Source organism: Flavobacterium sharifuzzamanii, from assembly GCF_003254585.1.
In the GTDB taxonomy this organism is placed as follows: domain Bacteria; phylum Bacteroidota; class Bacteroidia; order Flavobacteriales; family Flavobacteriaceae; genus Flavobacterium; species Flavobacterium sharifuzzamanii.
In genome coordinates, this window is record NZ_QJGZ01000035.1 from 250,215 (window position 1) to 267,036 (window position 16,822).

The window sequence follows — 16,822 nt, forward strand, 5'->3', positions numbered from 1 at the left end:
TTCTGAATTTGAAGCCTCTTAACACTAAAACATAATTAAAAATAGCTCCAAACCATCCTTAAAAATGCCAATCACCTAGATAACAATCTTATACATACTTTTCTTATATTTACATTTAAACTAACTAACCAAACAATGACTAACAAATCTCACTTAAAATTTCTAAGTAAAAAACAGCTGTCCGAAATCAAAGACTTCAAATATAATTATGGCTTTGATCCTAGCAATGATGAAGAAGATAAAGAACCTAGAAGTTACACCAGGCTAGCCAACTCATTTAGAAATAATCTGATACGCTTTGAAAGCGATTTAAATAGTAAATACAAATTAAGAGATAAATCTTTAGCCATACCCTTCGACATAGACTATGTACAGATTACTTTTCAAGATCAGTTTGTCATAAATAAATATTACAAGGACTATTACAATAATTTTGGACTAGAAGCCACATCCTTCTACGACTTTGCAAAAAAAGGATTATTTGCTATTGTTGACCGCGAAAAGTTTGAGAGATTCATTAGTAATGTAAACAATTTCATCCGTTACGAACTCGAGAAAAACCATAATCTAAAGTTTTCCGAATATGTCAAATATATATCAGATTTTAAACTCCTTCGAACAGAAGATATTCTAAAGTTCAAATTGGAAGATACCGGATCTATTGTATACCTTGAACTTATTAACCTACCGCTGGATGATGCTATTAAGCAGCAAATTGTAAAAGCTTTAATAAGCTATTTAAATGAATCAAATATTGACCATAAGCATGATTCTGAAAATGATAGAATAGAATTGATAAATCCAGATTCGCAGCAAATTCAATTGATCATACAAAATTACGACATAATTGAGAGCGCGACATGCTCACTCTTCACTACGATCCGCCCTGGTGAATTTAACACAGTTGAACGCCAGTTCGCTTTTACCATTTCAAACTCAGATGAGCAATTGCCAATTATTGGAATAATTGACACCGGAATTAGTTCTCAAACAGCTTTAGCTCCTTTAATAATTGATGACACAAGCTTTACCCTTGCAGGCAATCCCTTAATTGACCAGGCTGGGCGAAGAAGTGGATTGAATTATTTAGGTCATGGTACGGCGGTGGCGGCTTTAGCCGCTTTGGGAAAAGAGAATCATAAAAATAATTTCAAAGGAAAAGTCATTGCCGATGCTAAGCTGCTGTCAATTAAAATTAGCGAAAATGGAAATGGTTATATATCTGAAGTTGATTTATTAAAAATGCTTTATGATGTAAAAAAGAAATACCCAGAAATTCGTCTATTTACATTAACCACATGCTACGGCATCTTTAAAGAGCAAAATGAACCGTTTTCAAACTACACTTATTTACTAGATAAATTCTCATACGAGACAAATAGCCTTATCTTTATTTGTACGGGAAATAATTTGAACTGTCTAAATGAAAATACAAGTTATGACCTTTCCTATTTTCAAAACAACCATACTAATTTATCTACTCCCGCAGATAGTTTAAACAATTTCACTGTAGGTGCTGCAGCAGGCAATCTAATAGACGGGCCTTTTTTAGGCATTTCCAGCGGTAAAGAATTTCCTGCACTCTACACCAGAAAAGGACATATCGACCTATCTGCAATATTTAGTACTGTTAAAATAAATAAAAACTATTTCAAGCCTGATGGTATTGAGTATGCCGGTGATATAGGATATTACGACGAAAACACTTTAGACTGGATGGATGAACCGGCCCTTACACTTTTATCAGCCCGTCCTGAAATCGGCATAATCCAAGAAGTCGGAACAAGTTTTGCTACTCCACTTGTTGCCAATCTTGCCGCAAAAATCACAAAAAACTATCCGTTACTTACCAACGAAAGCGTCAAAGCACTTATAATAAACAGCGCATCTACAAGCTTGATGCCATTTAAACCAGATGTTTCTAAATTAAAAAATAGAGTAATTGGGCATGGACTGATTGATGATTTTAAAACATTATACTCAAATGAAAATTCAGCCACACTCATATTAGAAGATACTATAAAGAGTGGAAAAATAAAAATTTACCCTGTTAATTTTCCAAATTACCTGATAAATGATAACCTAGGCAAAATAAACGGAATTTTAAAAATTACAGCAACTTTATGCTTTAAATTCCTGCCCATCAAAAACAATCAACTGTCTTACAATCCAATCCACATGGCCTTCAGCATCTTTAAGAACCATACAGCAGAGGATATTATGAAATCCGATGAGGAGATATTGTCAAAGCTAAAATCAACTCTAACATGGTCTGAAAACGGAAGATACATTTCAAAACCTATTCCTTATTCAAATACTCAGAAAATAACACTTAATGTCAATGTAGCCGACTTGGTTAATGAAAAAAGCACGTTCAAACTAGCATTACACGCAAGAGTATCGGATCAGATTGTTGGGGGATTACCTGAAAATTATCCTAAAGAATTTTCATTTTCAATTGTGCTTACTATAGAAGAAAATCTAAAGAAGAAAACCGGAAAATTATACGATGGATTACAATTGGCTAATGAGGTTGAATCTATGCTAAATATTGAACTTGATGATGATTTAGAAGCAGATCTTTAGATATTTAAAGACTCCTTTTCAGTGATAACAAGTTTTTTCCAGATGGATGTATCTATTTTAGCGGAAAGCAAGTTTTGCGTTTGCTCAGCAGCGAATAAAGACCTTTTAATTGCGGTGATAAGGGTCTTTTGAATGCTGTAATAAGACAAACCTATGCATTCCTTTAAAATTCTGTTCGCAGCTGCCTTATTATCAAATTTAAAACTCCCATTTTGTAGAACTAATTCGATAAGTTTGCCGATTTCTGCTTCATTAGGAAATTGAAATTCGATTATATTATCAAATCTGCGCAACAGTGCTTCATCAAGCATATCCTTCTGATTTGTTGCAGCTATTACAATACTGCTTTGCGGAAGATAATCAAAAAGCTGCAATATAGTATTGACTACTCTTTTCATTTCTCCATGATCTTGACTGTAATCTCGTATTTTACCAAGACTGTCAAATTCATCTAGAAATATAATACAATCCTCCAGTGCTGCTTTTTTGAATATTTTAGATAAGTTTTTGCTTGTTTCTCCTAATTTCGAAGACACAATGGCCCCCAGATCAATAACAACCATCATTTTTTCTAATTCGCCAGCAATAACATAAGAGGCTAATGTCTTTCCGCATCCTGATGGTCCATGTAAAAGTAGTTTATTAGAAACCGGCAGTCCAAATTGCTGAAGAACTTCAATTTTATGATGTTCTTCAATAAAAAAGTTTAATTCATTATGCACCTTTTCATTTGCAATAATATTTTCTAAAGTATAATCAGAGGTAATTTTCTCTAATATTAAATCAGAGATTTCTTTGTCTTCAATCCTGTTTAAATAAGTTTCCGAACCAACTTTTATTAATCCTGTGGATTTTTGAAATCTAATTGCATCTTTTAAAATTGACTGAAGCTGTATGGCAAAATTTAACTTTTTAGTTTTCTTAGAATGCTCAATCAACTCGTTTAAAACAGACAATAGACGTTCCTGATCATTCTCAAGACCATACTTTGCTATTTCTTTGATGTAGTCTGCCTGTGCCATATACTGCCGCAAAAGTAACCAAATTTATTTAATAAATTTACGGAAAATCATCTGATTAATAATACCTGAATTATTAAAAAAAATCTACAAATTACAAAACAAGGTTATTTCAGCTTTTATTCTCGGATACCTTACATCATAAATTCAGATTTTCAAATGATTTAGAGATTTTAATAATTAATGATATAGTAATAATATACTTTAATATTAAAAAAACTCACTTTTGAAGAAAAACAGCAGCAAAAAAAGAGCAGATTATAGATCATACTTAATTATCCGAAGAATTAAAGCCTCAGAATGCAACTGGATTTTCAAATTGTCAAGAAAGAGGGATCAAAAATTTTCAGAATGTTTCCAATTGTGTCCACAGTGCGGACACAATTCAAATTCATATAATCAGTTTATAATAAAGAAAAAAGGGAGTTCTACATTACTATAGGAGTAAAAACAAATGAGCTTCCCCTGCTAGAACAATAAGGATTACATTATTCAAAGGTTAGAATCTGAAAAGAGAGGATTTGCTATGGTCGATGAATTACCAATTATCTACTTCTATAAGAACCGACGCTAAAAGGATTTTCAAATAAAAATATTTTGCGGATTAAACAATTCTATCCGCAACATAAAAATCATTCAAATCTCTCAACACTGTTGAGAGAAATCAGCCAGCATAAAATCTTGCTGTTTTTTCCAAATATTTCTAATTGCGTCCGCAGTGCGGACGTAATTAGAAAATAAATAACATTTCTCAAGTAAGAGTCAAAATTCATAGTACTGGAAGTGCTACAGTTGAGCAACGTTAATCGCAAATAAGAAGTATAACACTACAGAATTTTACAATTAATGCAGATCAGTGTTTTCACTCTTAAATTTGATAATCTCTTCATTTATTTTCGAATTCAATTCTTCGTTTCCATCTTCTCTAAGAAGTTGTCTTACTTTATTTAAAACCAAAGCCCTATTTCTAGCTCCTTCGATTCCGTATTGATCCAATAATTTTTCCTCTTCCTCTGTAATGCGTATTTTTAGTTTCTCTGTATCAATTTGATATTCTTTTGTAACTCCTCCGAATTCATTTAAAAGAAATTTGAACGCTTGATCCGCCATGTTCAAAAATCCCTTTTTTAAGCTTTCTTCTACTGAAGCACTTAAATCTGGACTATATTTTAGCAATGGTTTATCAATACCATCAATAAATTTTGGTAAATCTTCAAAATTATTGCATTCAAAATTATGTGCAAACTGATTTCTAATGCTGATAATATGCAATAAATTGGCATAAGTCAGCTTGTCAATTTTACCGCAATCCACAAGCAGATCAATTTTAGCACGCAAACTTATCGAAGAAGATTTATTATCTAGTGACTTCGTACTGCCCAGTAACTCCAGCCCCATCATGTGCTTGATAAGCTTAGAAGTTAATGACTCAAAGAAAAGGGCTTTTTCAATTGCAATTTGTCTATTTTCAAATGTAGGCTGAAAGTTCATTTTTTTCTTTTGATTAATTATAATTCCTTATGATCTAAACTGGAAAAAAGTTAAACAATTCTATTTTCCAACGAATATAGCTCGAATTCAGTTAAGTTTTCATTACGCCGCATGCAAAATCGTTTTTCAAATACACAATTATCTACATCCGTTTCAGCAGCAGTTAGTTGTTATGCAATTACCAATCTTCATATAGAAAATCTGAAATTTCTTTCGCTGTTTCATGCTTTAACATTGACATATACTCTAAACTAATATTTGGCGAGATCTTTTCGATTTCTGCAATTCGTTTATTGTGCAAATTGAATTTCTCAACATTTTCACCATTCTCAGTTACTGTAAGCTGAATTACTTCTTTTGTTACAGCATCTATTGCATTTAATCCTTTCTCATTAATTTGTACATTTTCTAATTTTAAAATTAGTGAAGCAGGAAAATCATTTACGTGCTGTATAATCTTATTACCTATAATCGGAGTAAAAACCCATAGTGATTTACCTATATTACTTATAATGCCAGTTGTAAAAGCTCTTGCACCAGATATTAATACTTTTGTATTTCTAAACTCTAAAATAAATAAACCATTTACTAAGTGCTCGCTCTGTTGAAGTAAATCTTTCAGATTATTTTCTTTAATTAATATAGTTGAAGATTCAAGAAAAATTGAATTTATTAGATTTAAGTTTTGTTTAAATCCGTTCATTAGAAAAATCCCCATAAGACGACCAGCTTCGCGATGTGCAAAATGATTCCTTAACTCTTTTGCTGCTCTCCATTGTTCAAATAAATCATTTGAACATAATGCTTTCAAACGTGTAAGCTTTGAATTTAATGATTCAAAACCATCTCTTTTTAAACCCGAAATTTCGAGTTTCAAAGTAACACTTGCTTCAAAAATTCGTGTCGATTTTGAAAATGCTTCATCAATTAATGGATAATTAAAATAGCTATAATACATTAGCCTTTCAACTACTTTGTAATCATTAATTATCGTCTCCGGAACTAACGAATGGAATTTCCCTTTTAGTAAATATTTTTCTCTAAAATCATCTTCAGATTTTACATTAAATAATTCCCAGATTTCATCAGGTTCAAAGTAATTTATTTCTTTCATATAAGTTATTGTTTAAAAGCCTCGTGAGAAAGCATTACTGCTAATATTCCCACATGTTGCTCGGTTTGCAACTTTCGAAATTGAGACTTTTCGGCTAAACGAAAATTTACTAAAAAGGTAATTCTTCTAAATTACCAAATTGCATAAGACGTATGCTAATAGCCTTATTGTTTCGCTTTAGCCCTGTTCAAAAATTCAGGAATTGTTACGTTTATAAAAATATTGATGTATTGTTCAGCCGAATTATTTCCGCTTTTTATGTACAACAACCTTTCATTTTTGTATTTTTTCAGTTTATATTCCAATAAAAATTTAGGCATCATTCTTCTGAAGTCATCACCTAATTCCATATTAAACTTTTCGGAATTTTTGTAAATCATCATTGGAGCTTCAATATCATCTTTTTCAGAATCTTTGAATATTCCACGATGAGTATTTAAATTTCTGGCTTTAATAATGTGCTCAAAACTTTTATGATAATATTCTATTACTTTTAGTGATAGCGAATCTTTAACTGCTTCCGATTTCATTAGATTACCCCAAGTACATTTTCTTTCGGAATACCCAAGTTCATATACTTCATTTGTAAATAATTTGAACAAATCTAACAGTGTATTGCATTTGTGATAGAAAACTTCGGTATGATATTTAATATAATCTAGATGAGAAATTTCATTTTCTTCATAAAATTTTTTTAATGGAAAACGACGTAGAAAAACTTCTACTTTACTTAAATCTTCTTTGATCTCATTTATTTTAGCATAAATACCAAAAACTGCATTAGCATATTTCCCTTCCGGACTAAATAAATGATGATTGTTTTTGGACAAGCTATACTCTGGATGAATATGAATTTCTTCCATTGTACGATGAACAATTTCAAAAAAATCTTTAACTAATTTATCGTTAAGTTCAGTTATTTCCATTTAGTTGCTTTTATAACAGTTAGTGATGTTCTGGTTTTATAGCGAGCTGAGGAGTAATCTAAGTCCATTCTTCTGAATTCAAAAATCTTCCTAAATACAAAATCAGCATACTGACCCTTCTAAGTTTTTTATTTAATAATTACGATATCAATTTTAGATATGATTACTAAGCAAGATCAAAGATAATTTAGCAGTACGCAGCTATTTTGCGCAGTTAAAAAATAATTAAGAACAGAGATTAGAAAGAAAAAAATAACTTATATTTTTAATTAAAAAACCTTTTTAGCCATCTCCCTTCGACGAAAATCATAACTAACTAAATAAGAATTCATCAGATCATATAGAGGAATTTAGTCTTAAAACATCGAAAATAATTCATGGCAATTAACCCGACCCTTGAATTTATATTTCTTCTTAAAAACTAACTTTTCTGCATCATCAAAACCTTCTCGTATACAACTTGCTAAAATCTTAACGTTAAGTGGAATTTCTTGCTCATTATAGTTTTTCTGTTTGGCTCTTTCTAGTGTAATAAATGATAAAACTCCTAAACCAAAACTTAGTTCAGGGACAAGTCTCAAAATAAAACTTCGGGCTTTTAACAAATACAAGCTCTTATCAGGATTCTTCGAATCTGGAATAATATCATTTAGTTCTTTTATGGTTTTACCTTCCACATAATTTTTTAAAATGTCGCTCACAATAGGAAGCTTCTCAAGTATTTCCTTATCCGTATGAAGCTTGCTAAGCTGCATTCCACATGCTTTTCTAATTTGATCTCGAGTATTGGGTTTGGTGAAAATTCGGCTTAGATATCTTTCATCTTTTCCTAACCATTTGAAAAACCAATCTATATATTCCGTAATTGAAAAATCAATAAATTCATCAAAATCCTCTTCATCTATACTTTCCGAAAGCTCTAAAATCAACGTTGGATCAACTCCCGTTTTAAAGCTGATTTCTTTTGTCCATAAAATATCTTCTGACAAATCATCCAATTGTTTTCTTCTTTCTAAAAAATATTCAACCTGACCTTCGAAACTATCAGATTTCATTTCTTTCTCCGATTTAAAAGCGTATAAGGAATTCCTCAAAAGTACCTTTGTGTCAAATTCTGAAAGTTTTTCCGCCTTAAATCTATATAAAATATTAGCCTGAGTTACATCTAGGCTTTCAGCATCTTCTTGAAGAGAATCCAGTAAATATTCTAACGGATCTTCAATTTTAAGACATTGGTCTCCTTTTGAAAATACTCGTTTTTTTAAATCCCACCACCTGCTTGATATCACTAAATTCCGCATCGTTACTATATCTCCAGGAATTAGTATAACTGCTCCTTGTGATGAAAGTCCCGCTCTGCCAGCTCTGCCAGCAGCATTTAACAGCTCATGCGGTTTCACTGCTTCCCTAAAACCTAATTCATCATCAAATCTATCATCACCTGCTATAATTACTATTTCAGCAGGCAGGTTAATACCTTGAGCTAAAGTTGCGGTTGCCACCATCACTACAGCTCCATCTGATTTTTTATAATATTCTTCAATCAAATTCCTTTCAATTGGAAGTAGAAGTCCATGATGCACACTTACGTTGTACTGCTCGTTAAAATAGGAGTATTCTATCGCTCCCAATTCTTTAGCCAGCAGTTCGATATCTGCATCCTTTTCTTTACAAAACTCTAAAAAACCATTTTCCCTAGTTAATTTGTCATTTATTTTTTTCCATGTCGAATTTGCTATTCTGGGATCATCCACAAAAACTAATGTTTTAAGCCCCAATCCCGCAAAATGAACTGCGAGCCTAGCAGCAACATCGTTTCTATTGCTCGTAAGCTGCCAACCCCTATTTACATCAAGCATCACTTTGTCTTCAAAAATTGATGTTCTCAAATAATCTGCATCAGCATTCGTTTCCCAGATATTCTTCAAACTAAAAAAACAGTAGGGCTTAATCAGCATCTCTCGCCGTAAACTAGCTGATGGTCCATTGGTATCACCTCTTCTTCTGGCATCAAAGCATAAATCTCGAAGATCTGAAATCTCGCTTTCTTCAAAAACTATGCATCCATGTAGCTGCCTTGTAGGTTTCCATGAAGAATTAAAAAGAAGGCATTCACGGGTAGTAATCTTCTCCACCCAAGAACATATTTCCTGGCCGTTTTCAACCATTGCTGAAATCAATAAATAATCTGATTGTGGAATTAAAGTGAAAAGTGACAACAAACAATACATAGCATCTATCGACCGTCTATCCTTTTTAATGTCTGTTCCATGAATTAAATGAAATTCATCAAAGACAACAAGGCCAATATGATCAAATATGTCCGGATAAAGATTTATTATGGTCAGACAGCGTTCAGGTGTCATTACCAGAAACGGATAATTGTTAAATTCTGCAAATTCCGTAAATTCTCCATCAAATTCAAATTCATCAGGATCATAGTCCTCAAAAAGCTCCTTTAAATTTCTCTTTACTTGATCTTCTAAGGCATGAGTTGGTACCAAGTAAATTGTTTTTTTTCCGGAGTAAATGCAAGAGGCGATCTTAAGTTCAGAAAGTGTTGACTTACCAGCTCCTGTCGGAAGTGTTAAAACCGCAGATGTTCCAGGCTTCAAAAAATTGGTTGCTACTGCTTCAATGTGATTTTCCCATAAATATGGACGTTGCCCTGCCAGATTACTTAAAAACTTATACCAAGATCCTATATGAACCCCATCGGGAGTAGGAATGTTAATTACCCCTCTATTAATTATATCTCGCCCCAAAATTTTTAGAAGTTGGGCTAAACGATATGGTCCGGCAAAAACACTTTTCTGCCCTAAAAAAGATTTCTTAGATATGGATAATTCTATTACCTTTTGAAAATGTATCTCATAATCCAGTTTCTCTGTACCTGTTAAGGATGAGGCTATTGAAACAATTCCTAACCCTAGTTCTCTCCACAAGAAATTCAAGGCTACCTCTTCCAAATCAGTATCAATAAAAATTTCTTTTTCACTAAAATTGACTTTAGAAATTAAAAATAATCTTCCTTTAGCCAATTCAACAATAGAAGTTACAAGTCTCTGCTGTGTCAGATTCAGTGTTTTTGATTCAGGAAGAGTATTAGTCATTTCAGCGGCATCTGCCTGACTGTTTCCAATCAAAAAAAGGACTATTGAAGCAATATATCTTGAAATTACATCAGCATCCAATATTTTACCGGACTTAACGTCCTCAGACAAAGTAATTTTATATAAAAGGCTGTTGGCCGTCGCTGCTACAAAGGCGATGGACTCTTTCTGTTCATGATTTGGGATAGAAATTAGGATGGTTTCTAAATTATTTGCCAATTTTTGTAGCAATGTAAGAGCCTTTAAAACCCCTTCATCATCCAAATTCAAACTTCCCTCGGTAATCTGTTTTCTTATACTCACCACCTGCGCATAAATTTTTGTCAATTCCTGCGGAAGCCTATCAATATCTATATCACCAATCTGAGGAATATCCTTTATTTTATCTTCAGTCTTACTATTGTACATATTAGTTTTTTTTGGATTCAAGATAGTTTATTACCTGGTTAGCAAAATCAGCCATCCAGTCTCTCATATCTTCTAGGTGTATACTTGCCGCACTTCTTCTAACCGATGTAGAGCCATCAACGCATTTATCATAATTTGAAAATAAATTTTTCCTGCCATTAAGCGAATTATGAGATTCTTCTCTTGTTATTCCAATTCTGTAAAGACGGTACTTTTTTTCAAATATATCATTCTGAACTTTCTCCAAGATCTCACCTGCATTTAGCCCACCAATAAGACTAGAAATAATTCCTACGAGCGCATTATCTTTCGCTCCACTTTCAAATTCTTTAAACTCTGGAAAAACCTGAGATGTAATTTTATTTCTCGGATGAATTGTACATTTGTCTTCGGTAATAATAATATTCTTAATTGTGTCATCAACATTAAGAGTGATAGCTAATCCATCAATACCATGCTGCGCTGGAGCAAAATGTGGATAATTTGAATAAAAAAGATCTCCAGACTTACTTTTTGCAAGAACAATCCACGATATCATTTGAAAAAGCCAGCCATCTCGTTTTGATGGGTCAGCATTTACTATTTTCTCAATTATTTGATCAATTGATTCGTTTTTATGAACAGGAAAACTAGCAGATAAAGATTTAATGATTCTTAAAATATGGTGATGATGTCCTAAAAGCATTTCAGCGACATATTTAGCCAGCAGGCTCTTATTGACTATTTCATATTCATAATCTATAAACGAAGGCGAACCATCTATTTCATTGTATTTAAAAGGCATAGTTTTTATTATTAAGATAAATATTTTATCTAGTGCCATATCGCCACCTGCTTCAAAAATAGTCATATCCTTTATATCAATCTTAAGTAAAAATACTTGATTTCATTTTATAAGATGCTAAAAAACTTCCATTCGAAAATGCATCGAACAAAAAGCAAGAATCCTGCTAATTCTCCACAAAATAACCCTGAAGTGCAGTTGGTACTTTTTTTATTCTTAGTGAAAGAATTATACATGATTTACTCTACTTTAGATACGGATATTATTTTTCTTTATAAATATTATCAAAAAAATTTCTGGAATTAAAAAAACGTCCTATATTTGCACCCGCAAACATGCAAATGCTTGCATCTTACTGGAGGAATGGCAGAGCGGTCGAATGCGGCAGTCTTGAAAACTGTTGACTGTAACAGGTCCGGGGGTTCGAATCCCTCTTCCTCCGCCAGATGAAGTTTCAAAAAAAACTTTAAAAGTAAAAAGCCTTTAAACACTAGTGTTTAAAGGCTTTCTTATTTAGAATTGTGTCGAATCCTAATTGCAAAAAAGTGTCCTTTTTTAGTTACCCACCCTACTTTGAACTCTCTTTTAGAATCTGGGTAACTAATAAATGCTGAATTATGATTCGTTGCTTCTGAGTATTTTATCGATCTTTCCACTGTCATATAAAAAAATATCTCCCAGCTTAGTATAGGGCAAAATTCCGGTCTGTCTGTATTTTATAATGGTATTATTGGACAGTCCAAACATCTTTTTTAAATCCTCATTTCTGTAATATTGAGGTCTTACTTTAAATGAATTGATACTCAGTTCAATCTTTTCTATTTTTAGAAAAAGTGGCTCTAGAATACTTTGTAGTGCACTAAAAAGCCTGGGTTTATACGAAATTTTATTTTTTTCCATTTTATTGAGATTTTAATTTAATCCTTTCCTTGCGGCGTTGCAACCGGTTTATTATGCTGTCAAGCAGACGGCATTGCTTTTCTTGATAAGTATAGCCCTTTGCCTCTGAAAATTCCCTGCTAATCGATCTGACGGGCATTTGCAGACCCTCCTCCCCTCTGTAACTAAAATTCTTTTCAAAAAAGGTCTGCAGCAAAGACCTGTTCTTCACAGGGTTAGTCCTGTCAAAAAACAGGATGCCTTCGTCCATTAAGATATAGAGGATAAATGCGAGCTCATTTTTTTTAAGACTTGAGCAGCATACCATTCTTTTTGCTTTTGAACTGCTCTCTCCATTTACTGACTTTTCAAGTGATTTTATTTTGCGGTAGATCACTCTAAGCAGTTTTGACACAGTCTCCGGAGTATCAATCTTCATATCTTTCATCTTATTTGGTAATAAAAAGATTCAATTTGCTTTATTATTTCTCAATGAAGGGACATACATCTTTGAATCATTATAAACTGTATCCTTTTATGTCTTCATACCTTTAAAATTCATTGGTCAGGCAAATTAAATGCAAAAAATGCTCAAACATAACTGGTCGGTAATCTTTGTCCTTAGAAGGAAGCAAATGACAATGTCTTATTTATTTTTTTGAATTTATTAAATCATAATTGCCCACTTTTAGGGCTCTTAAAAAAAACTTAATTTATCCTAAAAATTAACTACTGGACAGTAGGAATAAAACTTTTAAACACTTAATAAACAGAATAATACAAGTTAAAACAAAACAGGTATTTATACTTGCACATATGAATATTCAACTAATTATCTTTATTTTTTTTTGTACTAAAAGTCATTAAAAATCCTCCGTTATTATGAAAATAATCTCTACCCTATTATTGCTATTTGCATTGCAGATTTATTGCTATTCTCAAAAGACTGCTCCCGTTGCAGGACATGCAGCCCGGTTAGTAGACCTTCTTAAAAAAGACTACAGCTCTTTGGATATTGCCTCACGTAATGAAACAATTCTAAAAGATATGGATGAAGTACTGGCAACATTCAGAGTATATGCGGGAGTCGATTACAATCCTGATAAATTTATCTTGAAACAAACTGTACTGACTGATACTTCGAGCATCGGCATACACCAAATAAAGTATGAGGATAATGATCTTAAATCTGCATATGAGGATTATATAGAATCTTCTACAAAATACAATAACATGTCCAAAACAATTGCTTCAGTTAATGTCTCAAGCAGTACTGCAGACACTGAATCGGGGCCTTATGAGATACTTAAAGGTTTAAATGACGATCTTCAATCTACAAAAAAGACTTACGAAGAAAGTAAGATTAAGGATGATGCCAATCAATTATTGATTTTATATGGTTATTTCAAAGATTCAAATCCATATCTATCTTTTATGCTGGAATTATTCATCTTCAAATATGACCAAGTCACCAAATTTAGACAAGATGTCTATTCAAAGGTTAATTATACTTCTTCGATACAAAAAGCACTCCCTTTTTTTGGAGGTGATCTCGCTTTTAAAGCAGCCATAGACGGATTAAGCAAATTCCTTGCAAAACGTATTAAGGACGAACTCACTACATACGCAGTTCAAAAAGTACAGGAATATTTAAATAATCCAAAACCGGAAAGCTATCTAAATGAACTGATGGTGCTTTTACCTGTAACAACCTCATATTTAAAATCATTTGACAGCACACGTACCTTAAATTTTATAAATGACCTCAAACAGTATATCGAACAGGACCTTAACAATTTAATGAACAATGCCCCAAACCTTAAGGATACGCCCCGTTTCAGAAGCTATATAAAAATGCATCCCGATCTTGATTTTGCTTTTGAAGCACTGGAACTGATTCCGCAGATACAAAAACTTGAAAATCCAATTGACTATTTTGATATTCTTGAAAACAGCCGCAATATTCAGCGTTGGGGTAATATGGACATTGAAGTGCAGGCTGAAAAAATAGCTGATAGTAAAAAGCAAATTATCGGTCTATTTAACAAATCTGCAGGCTATGATGCTGTAAAGGCAGAATATCTCAGTAAAAAAGGAGATTATAAAACAAAGAAGGACCAATACGAAAAAGAAGAAAGATCGTTGAACAGCATTAACAAACTTGCTGATTATGATATCATTATTGCAAAATATGATAAAATTACCAAAGAGCTTGAATCTGCACAGAAGAATCTGGATAATTCTCAGGCGAAATTTACAAAGACCCCAAATGCTGTAACCGGAAAAAACATTCTTGATGCCAAAGCTGATTTCAATGCCAAAAAAAAGGACTTTGATGCTATTAAAAAAGACTACCAAAAAATCGATCCATTATATTTGACGGATAAATCACTTTTTGCCACAGATATAATAGCTGCTCAAAATAATTTACTCAAAAGTAAACAAGAAATGGATGATGCAGAAAAAGAAGTGAAAATAAAAGAAAAAGACTTTAATGGGCTACCGGAAAATCAGATTGACAGCTTTAATAGATATATCAAATCAAATTTTGAACAATTAAAAGTTGCTAATGATAAACTATTGCCGATTGCTGAAGATAATCAAAATAAGTTAAAAACAGCGATTTCAGTTTATAATTCTTCTTTAACTGAAGAAAAAAAAGACATCTTAAAATACAATATTGCCAACAGCATCAAGTTTGCATCGATGATAGCGCACAGCCTTGTTGTTGTCGAAAATAATAAACCAAGATTTGCTTCCACTGCATTTGTTGCCGCTTATAGCAGCGAGGTAAATTTCTATATGCTTTACCTAGGCTTTTTAAACCAGCAGAACAGAAAATTTTACAATGTTTCATATTATATAGATTCAAATAAAAAAACTTTGAAAGAAGGTTTGGAGAATCTTATGGTAAACATCATAAAGCCCGAAACTGTTACGGCCGCAGAAAAAAAATATCAGATAATATCCAGTAATATGATTCAAATAGCCAGTAACGCCGAACGCTTAAATACCAGTTTTAATGACATTAAAAAAGCCAATAGCGCAAAAGAAAAAGTAACAGCCGAGCAGGTACACAGTCTGGCGGGTGATATGATTGATTTCGCCGATGGTGTTGTGCGCGTGATAGATACTTTGGCCACTGATAAAGATTTAAAATTATTTGATGCGCCATCTGTTGAAACTATAGTCAAAACAACAAAACCGTATTTTATTACAGCCAGAACTGTAAATGACATATACTTGGACCTTCATACAAAAAATTATACAACGGCTCTTATAAAGGCCATTGAAATACCACTTGCTTTTGGAAAAGATAATTCACAGTCAAAAGTGTACAATTCTATAACAGCCCTTGTGAATAATGCTGATGACATAAATCAATTGCGTAATTTAAAAAAGTTGTTCTCCTATAAAAAAGTTTACACAGATGAGGACAAATTGAAAAGTCAGAAAGAGCTTGGTCTTTGGGTAAAAATATCACTGGACAATAACCCGAATCTTTCGGATTATTCTAAGTCGTATGAGACTGTAAATAATTTAATACAAAATAAAGACGTTGATAATCAGTTTAGCACTCTACTTGGTGATTTTGAAACGTCCATCAAGAACAAAAGCACAGAATTCTATAAAGAATATGCAGGAATAAATACCGACGAAATATTAAAAAATGTAGATGACCTACTGACCAAACATAATATAACGGATGTTAAAATAAAAACATCAATTAAGAATACAATTAAAGATGCTATTGATAATTCAATCGAGTATTACGTTTTTGGCGATGAAGTTAAAAATGAGCAGCTAAAAAAAGATACAAAACTGATGATTCAGAATTTTAAGTATTACATGCCCGAAGTATTTCCTGATGTATTTGAATTTAAGGATGATAATACTATAAAATTGATTCATTTTGTAAATGATATTGCAAATGCCGACAGTGCAGAGGATGTAGAAAAAGCCCTAAATACATTTGCTCTGCCTCCAGGAAGTTCTTCGCTTAAAGAACATACCTCTTCTTACTTTTCTATTAATTCGTATCCCGGACTGTATTTTGGTGTCACATGGAAAGACTTTAATGGTTCAAAAGAAACCTATTCAACAGGAATAACAGCTCCTGTCGGGTTTTATTTTCAGCCGTGGCCAGCCGGAAAAAAGGTTACCTTGGGAATTTATGTGCCCGTAATTGATATAGCGGCACCTGTGAGGCTTCGCCTAAACAGTGATAGTGATACTGAAACACTGCCAGATTTTGATTTTATGGATATTTTCAGTCCTGGTATCTATTTTAGTCTTGGATTCAACAAAAGCCCATTTGCAGTTAACATAGGCGGACAATTCGGTCCTCGTTTAAAGGCTTTAAGTCCTGACACAGCCGCTTCAGGAGGAAGCGATCCTGCACCACAAATCGTAAATGAAAAACAAGTGTTTTATTTTGGCATCTCCGCAGTTATAGACATCCCCTTGTTCACTCTTTTTGCAAGATCTAAAAATTAGAAACT

The 16,822-nt window shown here is 32.7% G+C and carries 10 protein-coding genes and 1 tRNA gene; 3 read left to right on the forward strand and 8 right to left on the reverse strand.

From position 1 onward, the window contains the following. Positions 1-135: 135 nt before the first annotated feature. The gene (locus tag DMA14_RS06235; protein ID WP_111423907.1) at positions 136-2,586 is read left to right on the forward strand and encodes a S8 family peptidase; all 2,451 of its coding nucleotides are present in this window, start codon (positions 136-138) and stop codon (positions 2,584-2,586) included. On the opposite strand, the gene DMA14_RS06240 is transcribed toward DMA14_RS06235, so the two are convergent. From DMA14_RS06240 to DMA14_RS06265, 6 genes are all read right to left on the reverse strand, one after another. Then, a complete protein-coding gene (locus DMA14_RS06240; RefSeq protein WP_111423908.1) occupies positions 2,583-3,608 on the reverse strand; it encodes an AAA family ATPase in 1,026 nt (341 codons plus the stop codon). The genes DMA14_RS06235 and DMA14_RS06240 overlap by 4 nt on opposite strands. Before the next feature lie 840 nt (positions 3,609-4,448). Next, positions 4,449-5,096 carry a hypothetical protein gene (locus DMA14_RS06245; RefSeq protein WP_111423909.1) on the reverse strand — a complete coding sequence of 216 codons (648 nt, stop codon included), beginning with the start codon at positions 5,094-5,096 and terminating at the stop codon, positions 4,449-4,451. A 178-nt stretch (positions 5,097-5,274) separates the two neighbouring features. Then, entirely contained in the window at positions 5,275-6,210 is a 936-nt protein-coding gene (locus tag DMA14_RS06250) for a hypothetical protein (RefSeq protein WP_111423910.1), read from the reverse strand. A 164-nt stretch (positions 6,211-6,374) separates the two neighbouring features. Continuing rightward, positions 6,375-7,136 (reverse strand): Cthe_2314 family HEPN domain-containing protein, encoded by a 762-nt coding sequence (locus DMA14_RS06255; protein WP_111423911.1) that lies wholly within the window; start codon positions 7,134-7,136, stop codon positions 6,375-6,377. 356 nt (positions 7,137-7,492) lie between these two features. Beyond that, positions 7,493-10,657, reverse strand: a complete 3,165-nt coding sequence (locus DMA14_RS06260; RefSeq protein ID WP_157957678.1) for a DEAD/DEAH box helicase — start codon at positions 10,655-10,657, stop codon at positions 7,493-7,495. 1 nt (position 10,658) lies between these two features. Beyond that, positions 10,659-11,507: a hypothetical protein gene (locus DMA14_RS06265; RefSeq protein ID WP_111423913.1), complete on the reverse strand. Its 849-nt coding sequence runs from the start codon at positions 11,505-11,507 to the stop codon at positions 10,659-10,661. 291 nt (positions 11,508-11,798) lie between these two features. On the opposite strand from DMA14_RS06265, the gene DMA14_RS06270 reads away from it, so the two are divergent. After that, positions 11,799-11,886: transfer RNA gene (locus tag DMA14_RS06270), tRNA-Ser, on the forward strand. Between the two features lie 170 nt (positions 11,887-12,056). Here the strand turns inward: DMA14_RS06270 and DMA14_RS06275 are convergent. Then, the gene (locus tag DMA14_RS06275; protein ID WP_111423914.1) at positions 12,057-12,341 is read right to left on the reverse strand and encodes a MerR family transcriptional regulator; all 285 of its coding nucleotides are present in this window, start codon (positions 12,339-12,341) and stop codon (positions 12,057-12,059) included. Between the two features lies 1 nt (position 12,342). Then, positions 12,343-12,759, reverse strand: a complete 417-nt coding sequence (locus tag DMA14_RS06280; RefSeq protein ID WP_157957679.1) for a hypothetical protein — start codon at positions 12,757-12,759, stop codon at positions 12,343-12,345. Between the two features lie 443 nt (positions 12,760-13,202). On the opposite strand from DMA14_RS06280, the gene DMA14_RS06285 reads away from it, so the two are divergent. Further along, on the forward strand, positions 13,203-16,817 hold the full coding sequence (locus tag DMA14_RS06285; protein WP_111423916.1) for a hypothetical protein: 3,615 nt from the start codon (positions 13,203-13,205) through the stop codon (positions 16,815-16,817). Positions 16,818-16,822 lie beyond the last annotated feature (5 nt).

What these genes read in the sequence shown, in the direction of transcription:
- DMA14_RS06255 (WP_111423911.1), bottom strand. Translation starts at nt 7,136, where the DNA reads ATGGAAATAACTGAACTTAACGATAAATTAGTTAAAGATTTTTTTGAA.
- DMA14_RS06250 (WP_111423910.1), bottom strand. Translation starts at nt 6,210, where the DNA reads ATGAAAGAAATAAATTACTTTGAACCTGATGAAATCTGGGAATTATTT.
- DMA14_RS06280 (WP_157957679.1), bottom strand. Translation starts at nt 12,759, where the DNA reads ATGAAGATTGATACTCCGGAGACTGTGTCAAAACTGCTTAGAGTGATC.
- DMA14_RS06285 (WP_111423916.1), top strand. Translation starts at nt 13,203, where the DNA reads ATGAAAATAATCTCTACCCTATTATTGCTATTTGCATTGCAGATTTAT.
- DMA14_RS06240 (WP_111423908.1), bottom strand. Translation starts at nt 3,608, where the DNA reads ATGGCACAGGCAGACTACATCAAAGAAATAGCAAAGTATGGTCTTGAG.
- DMA14_RS06260 (WP_157957678.1), bottom strand. Translation starts at nt 10,657, where the DNA reads ATGTACAATAGTAAGACTGAAGATAAAATAAAGGATATTCCTCAGATT.
- DMA14_RS06265 (WP_111423913.1), bottom strand. Translation starts at nt 11,507, where the DNA reads ATGACTATTTTTGAAGCAGGTGGCGATATGGCACTAGATAAAATATTT.
- DMA14_RS06275 (WP_111423914.1), bottom strand. Translation starts at nt 12,341, where the DNA reads ATGGAAAAAAATAAAATTTCGTATAAACCCAGGCTTTTTAGTGCACTA.
- DMA14_RS06235 (WP_111423907.1), top strand. Translation starts at nt 136, where the DNA reads ATGACTAACAAATCTCACTTAAAATTTCTAAGTAAAAAACAGCTGTCC.
- DMA14_RS06245 (WP_111423909.1), bottom strand. Translation starts at nt 5,096, where the DNA reads ATGAACTTTCAGCCTACATTTGAAAATAGACAAATTGCAATTGAAAAA.